Genomic DNA, 14,476 nt, shown 5'->3' with positions numbered 1-14,476 from the left:
GGATCGTAGGACGGGGGGAGCGGGCGCTGGCCATCGCGGGAGCTGCCGGCTCGATGGGCAGCGACTCGCTCAACCCGTCCTACGAAACATTACTCCTCGCGAATCGAGAAGTTGGCCATGTGCTCCAGGCCCTTGATCAGGCCGGAGTGGTCCCAGTTGCTGCCGCCGAGCGCCGCGCAGGTGCTGAACACTTGCTGGGCATTGGCGGTGTTCGGCAGGTTCAGGCCCAGTTCGCGGGCGCCGGACAGTGCCAGGTTCAGGTCCTTCTGGTGCAGGCTGATGCGGAAGCCCGGGTCGAAGGTGCCCTTGATCATACGCTCGCCGTGAACTTCAAGGATCTTGGAGCCGGCGAAGCCACCCATCAGGGCCTCACGTACCTTGGCCGGATCGGCGCCGTTCTTGGCGGCGAACAGCAGCGCTTCGGCGACGGCCTGGATGTTCAGGGCAACGATGATCTGGTTGGCCACCTTGGCGGTCTGGCCGTCACCGTTGGCACCGACGCGGGTGATGTTCTTGCCCATGGCCTGGAACAGCGGCAGCGCGCGTTCGAAGGCGTTCGGGCAGCCACCGACCATGATGCTCAGGGTCGCGGCCTTGGCGCCGACTTCACCACCGGATACCGGGGCGTCCAGGTAGGCAGCGCCGGTCGCCTTGATCTTCTCGGCGAAGACCTTGGTGGCGGTGGGGGAGATGGAGCTCATGTCGATCACGACTTTGCCGGCACCAACGCCTTCGGCAATGCCGTCCTTGCGGAACAGGACGTCGTCGACCTGGGGGGTGTCCGGGACCATGACGATGATGAACTCGGCTTCCTGGGCAACCTCTTTCGGGTTGGCGAGGGCGACGCCGTTCTCGCCCAGCAGGTCGGCCGGAGCCTTGTCGAAGTGTTCGGAGAAGAACAGGGTGTGGCCGGCTTTCTGCAGGTTCTGAGCCATGGGCTTGCCCATGATGCCGGTGCCGATAAATCCGATCTTGGCCATGTTGAATACCTCGTTCTTAGATGGCGTTATGGGTTTTCAGCCAGCCCAGGCCGGCAGCGGTGGTGGTTGCCGGCTTGTATTCACAGCCGATCCAGCCCTGGTAGCCGATACGGTCCAGGTGCGCGAAGAGGAAGCGGTAGTTGATCTCGCCAGTGCCCGGCTCGTTGCGGCCCGGGTTGTCGGCAAGCTGCACATGGTTGATCGCGGCGAGGTTGGACTCGACGGTGCGCGCCAGGTCTCCTTCCATGATTTGCATGTGGTAGATGTCGTACTGCAGGAACAGGTTGGCGCTGCCCACTTTTTCGCGGATGGCCAGGGCCTGCTTGGTGTTGTTCAGGTAGAAGCCGGGGATGTCGCGGGTGTTGATGGCTTCCATCACCAGCTTGATACCGGCGGCCTGGAGCTTCTCGGCGGCGAACTTGAGGTTCTCGACGAAGGTGCTCTCGATGGTCGCGCAGTCGTAGCCTTGCGGGCGGATGCCAGCCAGGCAGTTGATCTGGGTATTGCCCAGTACCTTGGCGTAGGCGATGGCCTTGTCCACGCCGGCACGGAACTCTTCCACGCGGTCCGGGTGGCAGGCGATGCCACGCTCGCCCTTGCCCCAATCACCGGCCGGCAGGTTGAACAGCACCTGTTCCAGTTTGTTGGCGTCCAGGCGTGCGCGGATTTCCTCTACCGGGAAGTCGTAGGGGAAGAGGTATTCGACTCCGCTGAAGCCGGCTTCGGCGGCAGCGGCAAAACGATCCAGAAAGTCCACTTCGGTGAACAGCATGGACAGGTTGGCGGCAAAACGGGGCATGAATGTCTCCTTCTGATTCCCTTCTCTCGCGAGCGAGAGAAGGGAGGTGAAAGCCCCTCTCCCACCACGAATAGGAGAGGGGAAGACGGCAATCAATCCAGCAGCGAGATGGCGGTCGGAGCGTCGGCGCCAGACTGGGCCAGTTCCTCGAACTCGTTGATGGCGTTGATCTCGGTACCCATGGAGATGTTGGTGACACGCTCCAGGATGACCTCGACCACAACCGGTACGCGGAACTCTTCCATCAGCTGCTTGGCCTTGGCGAAGGCGGCTTGCAGGTCGTTGGCGTCATGCACGCGGATCGCCTTGCAGCCCAGGCCCTCGACCACTGCGACGTGGTCCACGCCGTAGCCGTTGAGTTCCGGTGCGTTGACGTTCTCGAAGGACAGCTGCACGCAGTAGTCGATTTCGAAGCCGCGTTGCGCCTGACGGATCAGACCCAGGTAGGAGTTGTTCACCAGTACGTGGATGTAGGGCAGGTTGAACTGCGCGCCCACGGCCAGCTCTTCGATCATGAACTGGAAGTCATAGTCGCCGGACAGTGCAACGACCGGACGGGTCGGGTCGGCCTTGACCACGCCGAGCGCTGCCGGAACGGTCCAGCCCAGCGGGCCCGCCTGGCCACAGTTGATCCAGTGGCGCGGCTTGTAGACGTGCAGGAACTGCGCGCCCGCGATCTGCGACAGACCGATGGTGCTGACGTAGCAGGTGTCCTTGCCGAAGAACTCGTTCATCTCTTCGTATACGCGCTGCGGCTTGACCGGCACGTTGTCGAAGTGAGTCTTGCGCTGCATGGTGCGCTTGCGCTCGCGGCAGGATTCGACCCAGGCGCTGCGGTCTTTCAGCTTGCCTGCGGCTTTCCATTCGCGGGCGACTTCCAGGAACGCGTCCAGCGCGGAACCTGCGTCGGAAACGATGCCCAGGTCCGGGGTGAATACGCGGCCGATCTGGGTGGGTTCGATGTCCACGTGGATGAAGCGGCGGCCCTGGGTGTAGACGTCAACGGAACCGGTGTGGCGGTTGGCCCAGCGGTTGCCGATACCGAATACCAGGTCGGACTCCAGCACGGTGGCGTTGCCGTAGCGGTGCGAGGTCTGCAGACCGCACATGCCAGCCATCAGCGGGTGGTCATCGGGGATGGTGCCCCAACCCATCAGGGTCGGGATGACCGGGACGCCAGTCAGCTCAGCGAACTCCACCAGCTTGTCCGAGGCATCGGCGTTGATGATGCCGCCACCGGCGACCAGCAGCGGACGCTCGGCGTCGTTCAGCATGGCCAGGGCCTTCTCGGCCTGGATGCGGCTGGCGGACGGCTTCACTACCTGCAGCGGCTGGTAGGCGTCGATGTCGAATTCGATCTCGGCCATCTGCACGTCGAACGGCAGGTCGATCAGAACGGGGCCCGGACGGCCGCTGCGCATTTCATAGAAGGCCTTCTGGAAGGCGTAGGGCACCTGGCCCGGCTCCAGAACGGTAGTGGCCCACTTGGTGACCGGCTTGACGATGCTGGTGATGTCGACGGCCTGGAAGTCTTCCTTGTGCAGACGTGCACGCGGAGCCTGACCGGTGATGCAGAGGATCGGGATGGAGTCGGCGGAAGCCGAGTACAGACCGGTGACCATGTCGGTGCCGGCGGGACCGGAGGTGCCGATGCAGACGCCGATGTTGCCGGCGTTGGTGCGGGTGTAACCCTCAGCCATGTGCGAGGCGCCTTCGACGTGACGGGCCAGTACATGGTCAATGCCGCCGATCTTGTTCAGGGCCGCGTACAGCGGGTTGATGGCGGCGCCGGGGATGCCGAACGCGGTGTCGATGCCTTCGCGACGCATCACCAGGACGGCAGCCTCGATTGCTCTCATTTTGGCCATGTTTTGTGCCTCTTTCTTGTGAAAATTGTATACAAGCTACGTGGCTGGATTCTATTCATCGTCTGACTGAAGGGTCAAGGCCATTTGTGAGGCTAAAGGTCGCAGGGTGTCGACTCTTTTAAAACGCCTGTTTCACGGGGCTCTCCAGCGATAGTCAGAACGCTGACGGAAATACTGTATACAAAAAATAATGTGATTGTATCTATATGTTGATTTTTTTGTGTTCGGTGGGATAGTGAGCTACAGCTTTCGGATGCGTCGCAGGACGGGCTGGAAAACGCCCGCGTGGATTCAGGAATGCGCCAGCCCTGGCCCAGACGACGCCGCACAAGGTTCAACCACTCACGAGGAACGCTTGAAAATGACCACCCTGACCCTGGAAACCGCTGTGAGCATTTCCAACCATGCCCTGACCGTTGGTCGCGAGCTGCGCACGGCACCGCTGACCATCGCCGTGCTGGATGCCGGCGGCCACCTGATCACCCTGCAGCGCCAGGACGGCGCCAGCATGCTTCGACCGCAAATCGCCATCGGCAAGGCGTGGGGCGCAGTGGCCCTGGGCAAGGGGTCGCGCCTGATCGCTGCCGACGCGCAGCAGCGTCCGGCCTTCATCGGTGCGGTGAACAACCTGGCCGACGGCAATCTGGTGCCGGCACCGGGCGGTGTTCTGATCCGTGATGGTGAGGGAGTCGTGATCGGCGCCATTGGTATCAGCGGCGATACGTCCGATATCGATGAGCAGTGCGCAGTCAGCGCAGTAGAGGCGGCCGGCCTGAAGGCGGACGCTGGCGCGGCCTGACGCCTGATAGGGGCTGCTGCGCAGCCCTTAGCGAATGAATTCGCCCCCACAGGGTTTGTGCCAGCCGGCACTGGCCCTGTGGGGGCGAAATACTTTTTGTAGGGGCCGGTGTAGCCGGTATCAGGCGCTCTTCGCCGAAACCTTTTCTTCCACTTCGCAGCCCTTGATCACCAGGCGGATGATGGTTTCCGCGGCGGCGTCGTAGTCGGCCTCGCTGAGGCTGGGCTTGCCGGTGACGGTGGAGATCTGCCAATCGAAGTCGGCGTAGGTCTGGGTTGCCGCCCAGATGCTGAACAGCAGGTGATGGGGGTCGACCTTGGCCATCAGGCCCTGATCAATCCAGCCCTGAATGCACTCGATGTTGTGCTTGGCTTGCAGGTTGAGGTGCTCGGTCTGTTCCTGCGAGAGGTGTGGGGCACCGTGCATGATCTCGCTGGCGAACACCTTGGAGGCGTAGGGCAGGTCACGGGAGATGCGGATCTTCGAGCGGATATAGGCAGTGAGCACTTCGTGGGGGTGGCCGGCCTGATTGAAGGGCGCGGACGCCTGCAGCAGGGGCTCGACGATGCTCTCGAGGACCTCGCGGTAGAGGTTCTCTTTCGACTTGAAGTAGTAGTAGACGTTGGGCTTGGGCAGGCCGGCCTTGGCCGCGATGTCGCTCGTCTTGGTGGCGGCGAACCCTTTTTCGGCGAATTCCTCGCTGGCCGCGCGCAGGATGAGGTCTCTGTTGCGCTCGCGAATGCTACTCACATCGGCTCCTTGTCTGACTCGCCCGGGCGCCAGGAAGGCCGGCCGGCGAGAGGTCGGGCATGTTATCACCCGCTTTGCAGGGCTCTCAAGCGAGCCACTGGATGAATTTCCTGTATACAAAAAGTTTTGATTCTGTTTCCATTCGGCATCCGTCCATGTCATCGGAGTCCTGTCCGGTGCGTGTTGCGGCAGACGTCACCCATGCAAGACAACCACTTGCTCGATCCCTTCGGGCGTCGAATTTCCTACCTGCGCCTCTCGGTCACTGACCGCTGCGACTTCCGTTGCACCTACTGCATGAGCGAAGACATGGTCTTCGCACCCCGGGCGCAGATCCTCAGTCTTGAAGAACTCTACGCAGTCGCTGATGCCTTCATCGGCCTCGGCGTGAAGCGCATCCGCATCACTGGCGGTGAGCCGTTGGTACGCAAGGGGCTGAACTCGCTGCTGACGCGCCTGGGCGCCCGCCAGGAGTTGGAAGACCTGGCCATCACCAGCAACGGCTCCCAGCTTGGCCACATGGCCGCCGACCTGCGCAAGGCCGGGGTCACCCGTCTGAACATCAGTCTCGACTCCCTGCAACGCGAGCGTTTCGCCGCATTCACCCGTCGTGATCGTCTCGACCAAGTGCTGGCCGGCATCGACGCCGCGCGTGCTGCCGGATTTCGTCGGATCAAGCTGAACACCGTGGTACAGAAAGGCCGCAACGATGACGAAGTTCAGGACCTCGTCGCCTTCGCGGTGGACCGCGGGCTGGATATCAGCTTCATCGAGGAAATGCCCCTCGGCAGCGTCTCCAGCCACGAGCGCAAGGCCACCCTCTGCACCTCGGAAGAAGTGCGCGAGCGAGTGGAACAGCGCTTCCAGCTATTGCCCAGCAGCTACCGCACTGGCGGGCCGTCGCGCTATTACCAGGTGGTTGGCAGTGAAAGCCAGGTCGGCTTCATCTCGCCCCATAGCCGCAACTTCTGCGGCGACTGCAACCGTGTGCGCGTCACCGCCGAAGGCAAGCTGGTGCTCTGCCTCGGCCATGAAGGCGCGCTGGACCTCAAGGCGCTGATCCGTCGTCACCCCGGCGATGGCGAGCGGCTGCGCACGGCGTTGATCGATGCCCTCAGGCTGAAGCCCGAGCGGCATTTCTTCGAATCGGACCAGCAGGTGCAGGTGGTCCGTTTCATGAGCATGACCGGCGGCTGATCGAGCTCCTTGGGTTAGCCCTGGCCGCGTTACGTCATCTCGCCGTAGGAGACCTACTGTCTTCGATGACGCGCCTTGCCATGGCGTCCCCAAGGACCCCGACGCCATTTAGATACTCAAAACAAGAGCGCCCTCGAGGCGAAGGAGAAGACACGTGGCCAAGACGCTATTGGTGAAGAACGCCGACCTGCTGGTGACCATGGATGGCCAGCGCCGGGAGATCCGGCAGGGCGGGATGTTCATCGAGGACAACCGCATCGTGCAGGTCGGACCGACCAGCGAGCTGCCGCAGAGTGCCGACGAAGTGCTGGATATGAAGGGCAAGATCGTCATTCCCGGCCTGGTCAACACCCACCACCACATGTACCAGAGCCTGACCCGCGTGGTGCCTGCGGCCCAGGATGGCGAGCTGTTCAACTGGCTCACCAACCTGTACCCGATCTGGGCGCGCCTGACTCCGGAGATGATCGGCGTTTCCACCCAGACCGCGATGGCCGAGTTGATCCTTTCCGGCTGCACCACCTCCAGCGACCACCTCTACATCTACCCCAACGGCTGCAAGCTGGATGACAGCATCCACGCCGCAGGCGAAATCGGCATGCGCTTCCATGCCGCTCGCGGCAGCATGAGCGTCGGCCGCAGTCAGGGCGGCCTGCCGCCGGATTCCGTGGTGGAGAAGGAAGCGGACATCCTCAAGGAATCCCAGCGCCTGATCGAGGATTACCACGACGCCTCCCACGGCTCGATGTTGCGGGTGGTGGTAGCACCGTGCTCGCCGTTCTCGGTGAGCCGCGACCTGATGCGCGAAGCTGCGGTACTGGCCCGTCAATACGGGGTTTCCCTGCACACGCACCTGGCCGAGAACGTCAACGACATCGCCTACAGCCGCGAGAAATTCGGCATGACGCCGGCCGAATATGCCGAAGACCTGGGCTGGGTTGGTCACGACGTCTGGCACGCCCACTGCGTGCAGCTGGACGAACACGGCATAGAGCTGTTCGCCCGTACCGGCACCGGCGTTGCCCATTGCCCCTGCTCGAACATGCGCCTGGCTTCCGGCATCGCCCCGGTACGCCGCATGCGCGACGCCGGCGTGCCGGTAGGCCTGGGTGTGGACGGTTCGGCCTCCAACGACGGCGCGAGCATGATCGGTGAAGTACGCCAGGCGCTGCTGCTGCAGCGGGTCGGCTTCGGTCCGGATGCCATGACGGCTCGCGAGGCCCTGGAAATCGCCACCCTGGGCGGAGCCAAGGTACTCAACCGCGACGACATCGGAGCCCTGGCGCCGGGCATGGCTGCGGACTTCGTGGCCTTCGAACTCAATCACGTCGCCTATGCCGGCGCCCTGCATGACCCGCTGGCAGCGCTGGTGTTCTGCACCCCGACCCACGTTTCCACCAGCGTGATCAACGGCAAGGTAGTGGTGCGCGATGGCCATCTGGTCACCGTGGATCTGCCGCGCGTGTTGGAGCGCCACAACCAACTGGCGCGCCAACTGGTGTCCGGCGAGTAACTCGCCACCGGGAGCGGGGTGATCCCGCTCCTGTCTATCCCGCCCAAGAAGAACAAGGAGGAGGTCATGAAACCTCGGGTTTTCGGCTGGCTGGCTGCCGGCCTTCTGTCCGCCAATGGTGCCCTGGCGCAGACCTATGTGATCGGTGTGGAGAAGCAGGCATTCCAGCCTCATTACTGGGTAAGCGACCAGGGGGAATACCAGGGCTTCGCCCGCGATCTGCTGGACCTGTTCGCCCGTGACGCCGGTCTGGATATCCAGTACCAGACGTTGCCGGTCAATCAGCTCACGCAGCATTTGCTCAACGGCAGCATCGACTTCAAGTACCCGGACAATCCCAACTGGGCGGGCGACCTGAAGGGCGGCAAGGACATCACCTATAGCCTGCCGGTAGTGGATTACGTAGACGGGGTGCTGGTAGCGCCCAAGCGCCAGGGGCAGGGCGTTGACGGCCTGGCCAGGCTGGCGGTGGTGGACGGCTGGACGCCCTGGAGCTACCAGGAGCGCATCGATGCCGGCCAGACCGAGGTGGTACACAGTGCCGACCTCGGCCAGATGATCAAGCAGGCGATGAAGCAGCAGGCCGACGGCGCCTACTACAACGTGGTGGTCGCTACCTACTACCTCGACAACATCCGTGCCCGCCCCGGTGCGCTGGTGTTCGATCCGAAGCTCCCGCATACCCGCGGCACATTCAATCTCTCCAGCCTCAAACACCCCGAGCTGATCGCACGCTTCGACCGTTTCCTCGCCGAGCATCGCCAGGAGGTGGAAGCACTCAAGGCGCGCTACCAGGTCGAGGCCAACCTGGACTCCGAATACCTCGGGATGGAGCAGTGGAAGGTCGACTTCCTCAAGCGTCAGAAGGAGAAGTCAAAGCCCTGACCTGCATCGTCTACGAGTCCGTGCCAGAGCCGTTCGACCGGAATCTGGCGAAGATCAAATCTGATTTTTGTACACAATTCTGAAAGAAAGTGTTGTTTGTGATGTTCACAGCGTGTATATAATTCGGAAAAACCTGACCGCCAGATCAGCTTTTTCTGATGAGTAACTACATGGGGTGTTCATCGCCACCCTGTAAGCCCACGACCGACAAAAACAATAGGCAGGCTTTACCCATGAGTTCATCCGACACCTTCGGGGCTCGCTCCGAACTCCGCCACGGCCGGCAAGGCCGTCGACGGCCGAGGCACTGCCTCATCGCCTTTCACTCGTTCCTATCCATGTGCACGTCCGGTACCGCCACTGTGACGATGCCTGCAGCAGGTCTGCCCGGACGTTCCGGCCAACCGCTGAACGATGCATGTGCAGAACAATTCGTCTTCCTGGCCTCGGTGAACGAGGTTCAGCAGAACCCCCTGGATGCAGCCGAACAGCGCAACGCTGAAGACAGCCCGTCCGGTATCGCCCGCCACTGCAGCCTCGGCCTCACCGGCTGACGCTGGCGCGCGTAACTCCCTCCAATCCCGAACCCGCCTGCAGCCTGCCCTGATCAAGGGCGGGTCTCGGGCGGGTGCGGGGTGGAAAAACTGAAGCCCACTACCACTACAACAAGGGAAAAACCATGAATGCCAAGTATCTGCCGCACTGCCTCGCCCTCACGACCGGATTGCTCGGAGGCGGCCAGGCCATCGCCGGTGACCTGCTGTTCTGGCAGAACAACAGCCTGACCTATCTCTACGGCCAGAACTTCAAGGTCAATCCGGAGATCCAGCAAACCGTGACCTTCGAGCACGCGGATGGCTGGAAGTACGGCGATAACTTCTTCTTCCTGGACAAGATCTTCTACAACGGTGACAAGGACGCGCAGGTCGGTGACAACACCTACTACGGCGAATTCCAGCCGCGCCTGTCCCTCGGCAAGATCTTCGACCAGAAGATCCAGTTCGGTCCGGTGACCGACGTGCTGCTGGCCATGACCTACGAGTTCGGTGAAGGCGACGTCGAGTCCTACCTGATTGGCCCGGGCTTCGACCTGGCCGTTCCCGGCTTCGACTACTTCCAGGTCAACTTCTACAACCGCCAGACCGACGGCAGCCGTCCGGGCGACGACGTGTGGCAGATCACTCCGGTGTGGAGCTACACCATTCCGGTGGGCAACTCCGACATCCTGATCGATGGTTTCATGGACTGGGTGGTGGACAACGACGAAAACGATCGCGGCACCTACCACGCCAACCTGCACTTCAACCCGCAGGTGAAGTACGACCTGGGCAAGGCCATGGGTTGGGGCGAGAAGCAGCTCTATGTTGGTTTCGAGTACGACTACTGGAAGGACAAGTACGGTATCGACAGCGAGAGCTTCCTGGGTGACGAGATCCTCGATGGTACCGACCAGAACACCGCCAGCCTGCTGGTCAAGGTGCACTTCTGATCCATCGGGAAAAAAGACCGGGGGAAGGCGCACCACGCCTTCCCCTCGGTTAAAAGGGGAGGAGAGCCATCCATGGCACCAGCTGGTCGCTGCGGTTTGGGAGCGAATTCATTCTTGATGCGGGCTTGCGGATTTCCCGGTGTACCAGACCGGGCGCCGCTGCACGGCCACTCGCGAATCAATTCGCCCTCACGGCGACTGGCCTCCCTCCGGGTCGCAAAGGGGATTGAACGCCTTTCGGCGGGACTCGGTTCAGAAGGTGAATTCCAGGTTCACCGTCGGTGTCGAGGTGCGGCTGCCACGGCCGCCGTCGACGCCGAACTTGTTGTGCCAGTACTCGTAGCCGACACCCAGCCACAGGTTCGGCTTGCGCTTGGCGCCGGGCATTGCGGCGACCATCAAGGAAGTTCGCATCAGGGTTTCCGGCGCGGTGTCCTTGTCGAAGTAGTCCTCGCCCTTTTCCCCCACGTAGTTGACGAAGCCCTGGAACTTGGCGTCGCGATCGCCCAGCTGGAAGGGCTTCAGCCAGGTCAGGTTGACCATGTAGGTCGCATCGAACGTGTGGTCCGGGTGCTTGGCGCTCGGGATACCCGAGTGGTTCTTCTCGCGGTAGTACATCAGGCTCAGGTCGAGCACGGCGGCACCGTTGAACTTGAGGGTCGGGCCGAAAACCACGGCGCGCTTCTTGGCCGAGGCCAGGTTGTTGTTGCGGTTGGCATCGAAGCCGAGGGTAAAGGCGTAGTCCTTGATCAGGCCTGTGCCCAGCGGCTGGTCGAATACCCGTGAGGCGAACAGCTGGTGCCGGTAGACCGCGTAGACCTCGCTACCGCCATGGTCAGTACCCTTGCGCGGGTCGCGGCTGTCGGAGAGGAACACATCCAGGTTGAAGAAGTTGCTGCCGTACCGGTAGCCGTCGGCGTGGGTGAAGCTGTAGATCCGCTTGGCAAACTTGTCCGGATTGTTCGGGTTGGTGAACTGCTGGCCGTAACGGAAGCCGACGCTGTTGCTCGTCCACTCGAAGAACTTGCCGTTTTCAGCGGCAAAGCTGGTCGGGGTGGTGGCAATCAAAGCGGCGCCAAGCGCCAGACTGGTGTAACGACGCATTCGGGTACTCCTTTTTTTTGTTGTTGAGCTGAAAGCGGCAAAGACCTGCCCTGAACGGCAGCACGCGAGTGCGGCCGTTACCGGGGTTCGGGGGTTAAAAGAGCCCGCCGGGTAGGCGGGCTATGGAGTTCCGGTTGCGCCTCATGGGCACGGCCGGATGGGAGCAAATTCAGTGCGCGGCGCAGTGCCGGCTGCGGTCCTTCTCACCCAGGATGTTGAACAGCAGGTTCAGGGTGAGGGCGCTGACGGTGGCCATGGCGATGCCGCTATGGGTAATGGGCTCCATCCAGTGGGGGAGCTGGGCGAAGAGTTCGGGGCGTACCACCGGCGCCATGCCCATTCCCATGCTGACGGCGACCAGCAACTGGTTGCGACGGTCGCTGATGTCCGCTTCGTGGAGGATCTTGATGCCGGTGGCGGCCACCATGCCGAACATCGCCAGACCCGCGCCACCGAGCACTGCCGGCGGAATCGAAGCGACCAGGAAGGCGGCTTTGGGCAGCAGGCTCAGGCCGATCAGGAAGCCACCTGCGGCGACCGTCACATAGCGGCTACGGACACCAGTCATCTGTACCAGCCCGATGTTCTGGGCGAAGGACGAATGGGTGAAGGTGTTGAAGAAACCCGCCAGGAAGGAGGCGCCCGCGTCGCACATCAAGCCGCGGCGCAGTGCGTTGGGACAGACCTCGCGACCGGTGATCTTGCCCAGGGCAAGGAACATGCCGGTGGACTCGACGAAGATGATTACCACCACCAGACACATCGACAGCACCGAGGCCAGCTCGAACTTCGGCATGCCGAAGTGAAGAGGCTCCACCACCTGGAACCAGGGGGTCTCGTCCAGTCCATTGAGGTCGACCATTCCGCAGGCGCCGGCCAGGGCGTAACCCAGGGCCATGCCGATCAGTACCGAGACGTTCACCCAGAAACCCTTGAGGAAGCGGTTCACCAGCAGGATGGTGCCCAGTACCAGGGCGGCGATGGACAGGTATTCCAGGGCACCGAAGTGGCTGGCCTGGCTACCGCCGCCGGCCCAGTTGACCGCAACCGGGAAGAGGGTGAGGCCGATGGAGGTGATCACGGTACCGGTCACCAGAGGCGGGAAGAAGCGCACGATGCGCGACATGAAGGGGGCGAGCAGCAGGCCGAAGAAACCGGCGGCGATGGTGGCGCCGAAAATCCCCTGGATACCGACGCCGGGCATCCCGGCCATCACCACCATGCTGCCTACGGCGGCGAAGCTCGCGCCCATCATCACCGGCATGCGGATGCCTACCGGACCGATGCCGATGGACTGGATGATGGTGGCGATACCGGCGACCAGCAGGTCGGCGTTGATCAGGAAGGCGATTTCTTCACGGGAGAGACCGGCGGCCTGGCCGACGATCAGGGGTACGGCAACGGCGCCACCGTACATCAGCAGGACATGCTGGAAACCGACAAGCAGCAATTGCATCAGGGGCAGGCGCTGGTCAGCGGGCGAAAGGGCGATTTCTCGCTCTGTCGGAGTGGTCATGCAACACCTCGGGCGCTTTTGTTCTTGTAAGTCGCTGGGCAATGCCGCACCTCGTGGGTGCGGCTTGCCGGGTATTCATGTTGCTGGCCGGGTGGGTGGCACCCGGCGGGGGACTGCGGGTACTACTAGAAGAAAAAGAAGCCCGCCTGGGGGCAGGCTTTAAAGCAGGCGGTGCTTGGGGTCACCGCCTGCCGTGGTCATTGGGGGAGCCGATGTTGCAGGTCCCCTTGATGCTTAGTTGGTCTTGGCGCCTTGGGCGATCCAGCGGCCAATCAGGTCACGCTCTTCCTGGGTCATCTGGGTGATGTTGCCCAGCGGCATGATCTGGCTGGCGACTGCCTGGGCCTGGATCTTCGGTGCGAGCATCTGGATCTGCTGCGGGGTGTCGAACATTACGCCGCCCGGAGCCGAGGTGAACATCGGGCTGGTGGGCTTGGCGGAATGGCAGACGGCGCAGCGCTCCTGGATCACGCTGTGGACCTTGCCGAAGTCAGAACCGGTGGCGCTGGCCTGGGCCGGGGCGGCGGATTCAGCCGGTGCGGCAGCCTGGGGCTTGCTCTCGCTGGCCGGAGCAGCTGCGCTGCTGGCGGCGGGAGCGGCTTGCTCCTGATGGGCGGGCTCCACGGCAACGCTCGGTTCGGCGGCCTTGTAGTTCGGCGCGGTGACGAACGCCAGGCAGATCATGCCCAGGGCGCCGGCCGGCAGGGTCCAGGCGAACTTGTTGCTGTCGTGGCGGGTGTTGAAGTAGTGGCGCACCAGTACCGCGATCACCGCGATCCCGGCCAGGATCAGCCAGTTGTACTGGCTGCCGTAGGTGCTCGGGAAGTGGTTGCTGATCATGATGAACAGCACCGGCAGGGTGAAGTAGTTGTTGTGACGCGAACGCAGCAGGCCCTTGGCCGGCAGGACCGGGTCCGGGGTGCGGTTTTCTTCGATGGCTTTAACCAGCGCGCGCTGGGCCGGCATGATGATGCGGAACACGTTGCCGACCATGATGGTGCCGATCAGGGCGCCGACATGGATGTAGGAACCACGGCCGCTGAACACATGGGTGAAGCCCCAGGCAGCGCCGATCACCAGCACGAACAGGACGAGGCCGAGCAGGGCAGGGGTCTTGCCCAGCGGCGAGTCGCAGAGGAAGTCATAGATGAACCAGCCTGCGATCAGCGAGCCGATGCCGATGGCGACGGCGGCAGCCGGAGCGATGTCCACGCCGGGTGCGATCAGGTACAGGGTCGGGTTCATGTAGAACACCACGGTCAGCAGGGCGACGCCCGACAACCAGGTGAAATAGGCTTCCCATTTGAACCAGTGCAGGTTGTCCGGCATTTTCGGCGGAGCGAGCTTGTATTTCTCCAGGTGGTAGATGCCACCACCGTGGATGGCCCAGAGGTCACCCGACAGACCGTCGCGCGGGTTGGCGCGGTTCAGGTTGTTCTCCAGCCAGACGAAATAGAAGGATGCGCCGATCCAGGCGATACCGGTGATCATGTGAACCCAGCGAATGCTCAGGTTCAGCCATTCGGTCAGATGTGCTTCCACAGTGTTTACCTCTTTTCCCGCTGACCAGCACGCC

Annotated in this window: 13 protein-coding genes; 6 read left to right on the top strand and 7 right to left on the bottom strand. The window is 62.6% G+C overall.

Annotation, left to right across the window (positions count from 1 at the left end; translation table 11 throughout):
• Positions 1 to 89 precede the first annotated feature (89 nt).
• The 3 genes from E8F06_RS03285 to gcl form a co-directional block, all read right to left on the bottom strand.
• Positions 90 to 980, bottom strand: coding sequence for a 2-hydroxy-3-oxopropionate reductase (locus tag E8F06_RS03285; protein WP_280364143.1), 891 nt, complete (start codon positions 978 to 980; stop codon positions 90 to 92).
• Positions 981 to 996: 16 nt separating this feature from the next.
• On the bottom strand, positions 997 to 1,779 hold the full coding sequence (hyi, locus tag E8F06_RS03280) for a hydroxypyruvate isomerase (protein ID WP_179057783.1): 783 nt from the start codon (positions 1,777 to 1,779) through the stop codon (positions 997 to 999).
• Between the two features lie 92 nt (positions 1,780 to 1,871).
• Positions 1,872 to 3,647: a glyoxylate carboligase gene (gcl, locus tag E8F06_RS03275; RefSeq protein WP_280364141.1), complete on the bottom strand. Its 1,776-nt coding sequence runs from the start codon at positions 3,645 to 3,647 to the stop codon at positions 1,872 to 1,874.
• A 361-nt stretch (positions 3,648 to 4,008) separates the two neighbouring features.
• On the opposite strand from gcl, the gene E8F06_RS03270 reads away from it, so the two are divergent.
• Positions 4,009 to 4,446, top strand: coding sequence for a heme-binding protein (locus tag E8F06_RS03270; protein ID WP_179057785.1), 438 nt, complete (start codon positions 4,009 to 4,011; stop codon positions 4,444 to 4,446).
• Between the two features lie 120 nt (positions 4,447 to 4,566).
• Here E8F06_RS03270 and E8F06_RS03265 read toward each other — a convergent pair whose 3' ends face one another.
• Positions 4,567 to 5,196 carry a TetR/AcrR family transcriptional regulator gene (locus E8F06_RS03265; protein ID WP_280364139.1) on the bottom strand — a complete coding sequence of 210 codons (630 nt, stop codon included), beginning with the start codon at positions 5,194 to 5,196 and terminating at the stop codon, positions 4,567 to 4,569.
• 201 nt (positions 5,197 to 5,397) lie between these two features.
• On the opposite strand from E8F06_RS03265, the gene moaA reads away from it, so the two are divergent.
• From moaA to E8F06_RS03240, 5 genes are all read left to right on the top strand, one after another.
• On the top strand, positions 5,398 to 6,393 hold the full coding sequence (gene moaA, locus E8F06_RS03260) for a GTP 3',8-cyclase MoaA (RefSeq protein WP_280364137.1): 996 nt from the start codon (positions 5,398 to 5,400) through the stop codon (positions 6,391 to 6,393).
• Between the two features lie 154 nt (positions 6,394 to 6,547).
• Positions 6,548 to 7,906: an 8-oxoguanine deaminase gene (locus E8F06_RS03255; protein ID WP_280364135.1), complete on the top strand. Its 1,359-nt coding sequence runs from the start codon at positions 6,548 to 6,550 to the stop codon at positions 7,904 to 7,906.
• 66 nt (positions 7,907 to 7,972) lie between these two features.
• Positions 7,973 to 8,791 (top strand): transporter substrate-binding domain-containing protein, encoded by an 819-nt coding sequence (locus E8F06_RS03250; protein WP_280364134.1) that lies wholly within the window; start codon positions 7,973 to 7,975, stop codon positions 8,789 to 8,791.
• Between the two features lie 368 nt (positions 8,792 to 9,159).
• On the top strand, positions 9,160 to 9,345 hold the full coding sequence (locus E8F06_RS03245; RefSeq protein WP_280364132.1) for a hypothetical protein: 186 nt from the start codon (positions 9,160 to 9,162) through the stop codon (positions 9,343 to 9,345).
• Between the two features lie 125 nt (positions 9,346 to 9,470).
• Complete coding sequence (locus tag E8F06_RS03240) at positions 9,471 to 10,280, top strand: outer membrane protein OmpK (RefSeq protein ID WP_190828755.1); 810 nt, start codon at positions 9,471 to 9,473, stop codon at positions 10,278 to 10,280.
• 252 nt (positions 10,281 to 10,532) lie between these two features.
• Here the strand turns inward: E8F06_RS03240 and E8F06_RS03235 are convergent, their stop codons facing one another.
• The 3 genes from E8F06_RS03235 to E8F06_RS03225 all read right to left on the bottom strand — a co-directional run bounded on the left by E8F06_RS03235 (position 10,533) and on the right by E8F06_RS03225 (position 14,442).
• Positions 10,533 to 11,384, bottom strand: a complete 852-nt coding sequence (locus E8F06_RS03235) for a nucleoside-binding protein (protein WP_280364130.1) — start codon at positions 11,382 to 11,384, stop codon at positions 10,533 to 10,535.
• A gap of 169 nt (positions 11,385 to 11,553) precedes the next feature.
• Positions 11,554 to 12,900 (bottom strand): nucleobase:cation symporter-2 family protein, encoded by a 1,347-nt coding sequence (locus E8F06_RS03230; RefSeq protein WP_280364128.1) that lies wholly within the window; start codon positions 12,898 to 12,900, stop codon positions 11,554 to 11,556.
• A gap of 234 nt (positions 12,901 to 13,134) precedes the next feature.
• A complete protein-coding gene (locus E8F06_RS03225) occupies positions 13,135 to 14,442 on the bottom strand; it encodes a urate hydroxylase PuuD (RefSeq protein ID WP_280364126.1) in 1,308 nt (435 codons plus the stop codon).
• Positions 14,443 to 14,476 lie beyond the last annotated feature (34 nt).

Origin of the sequence: Pseudomonas sp. BN411, assembly GCF_029871235.1 — a bacterium.
GTDB lineage: Bacteria > Pseudomonadota > Gammaproteobacteria > Pseudomonadales > Pseudomonadaceae > Metapseudomonas.
The sequence above is the reverse complement of the archived record's forward strand: the minus strand, read 5'-3'. Positions and strand labels throughout refer to the sequence as shown.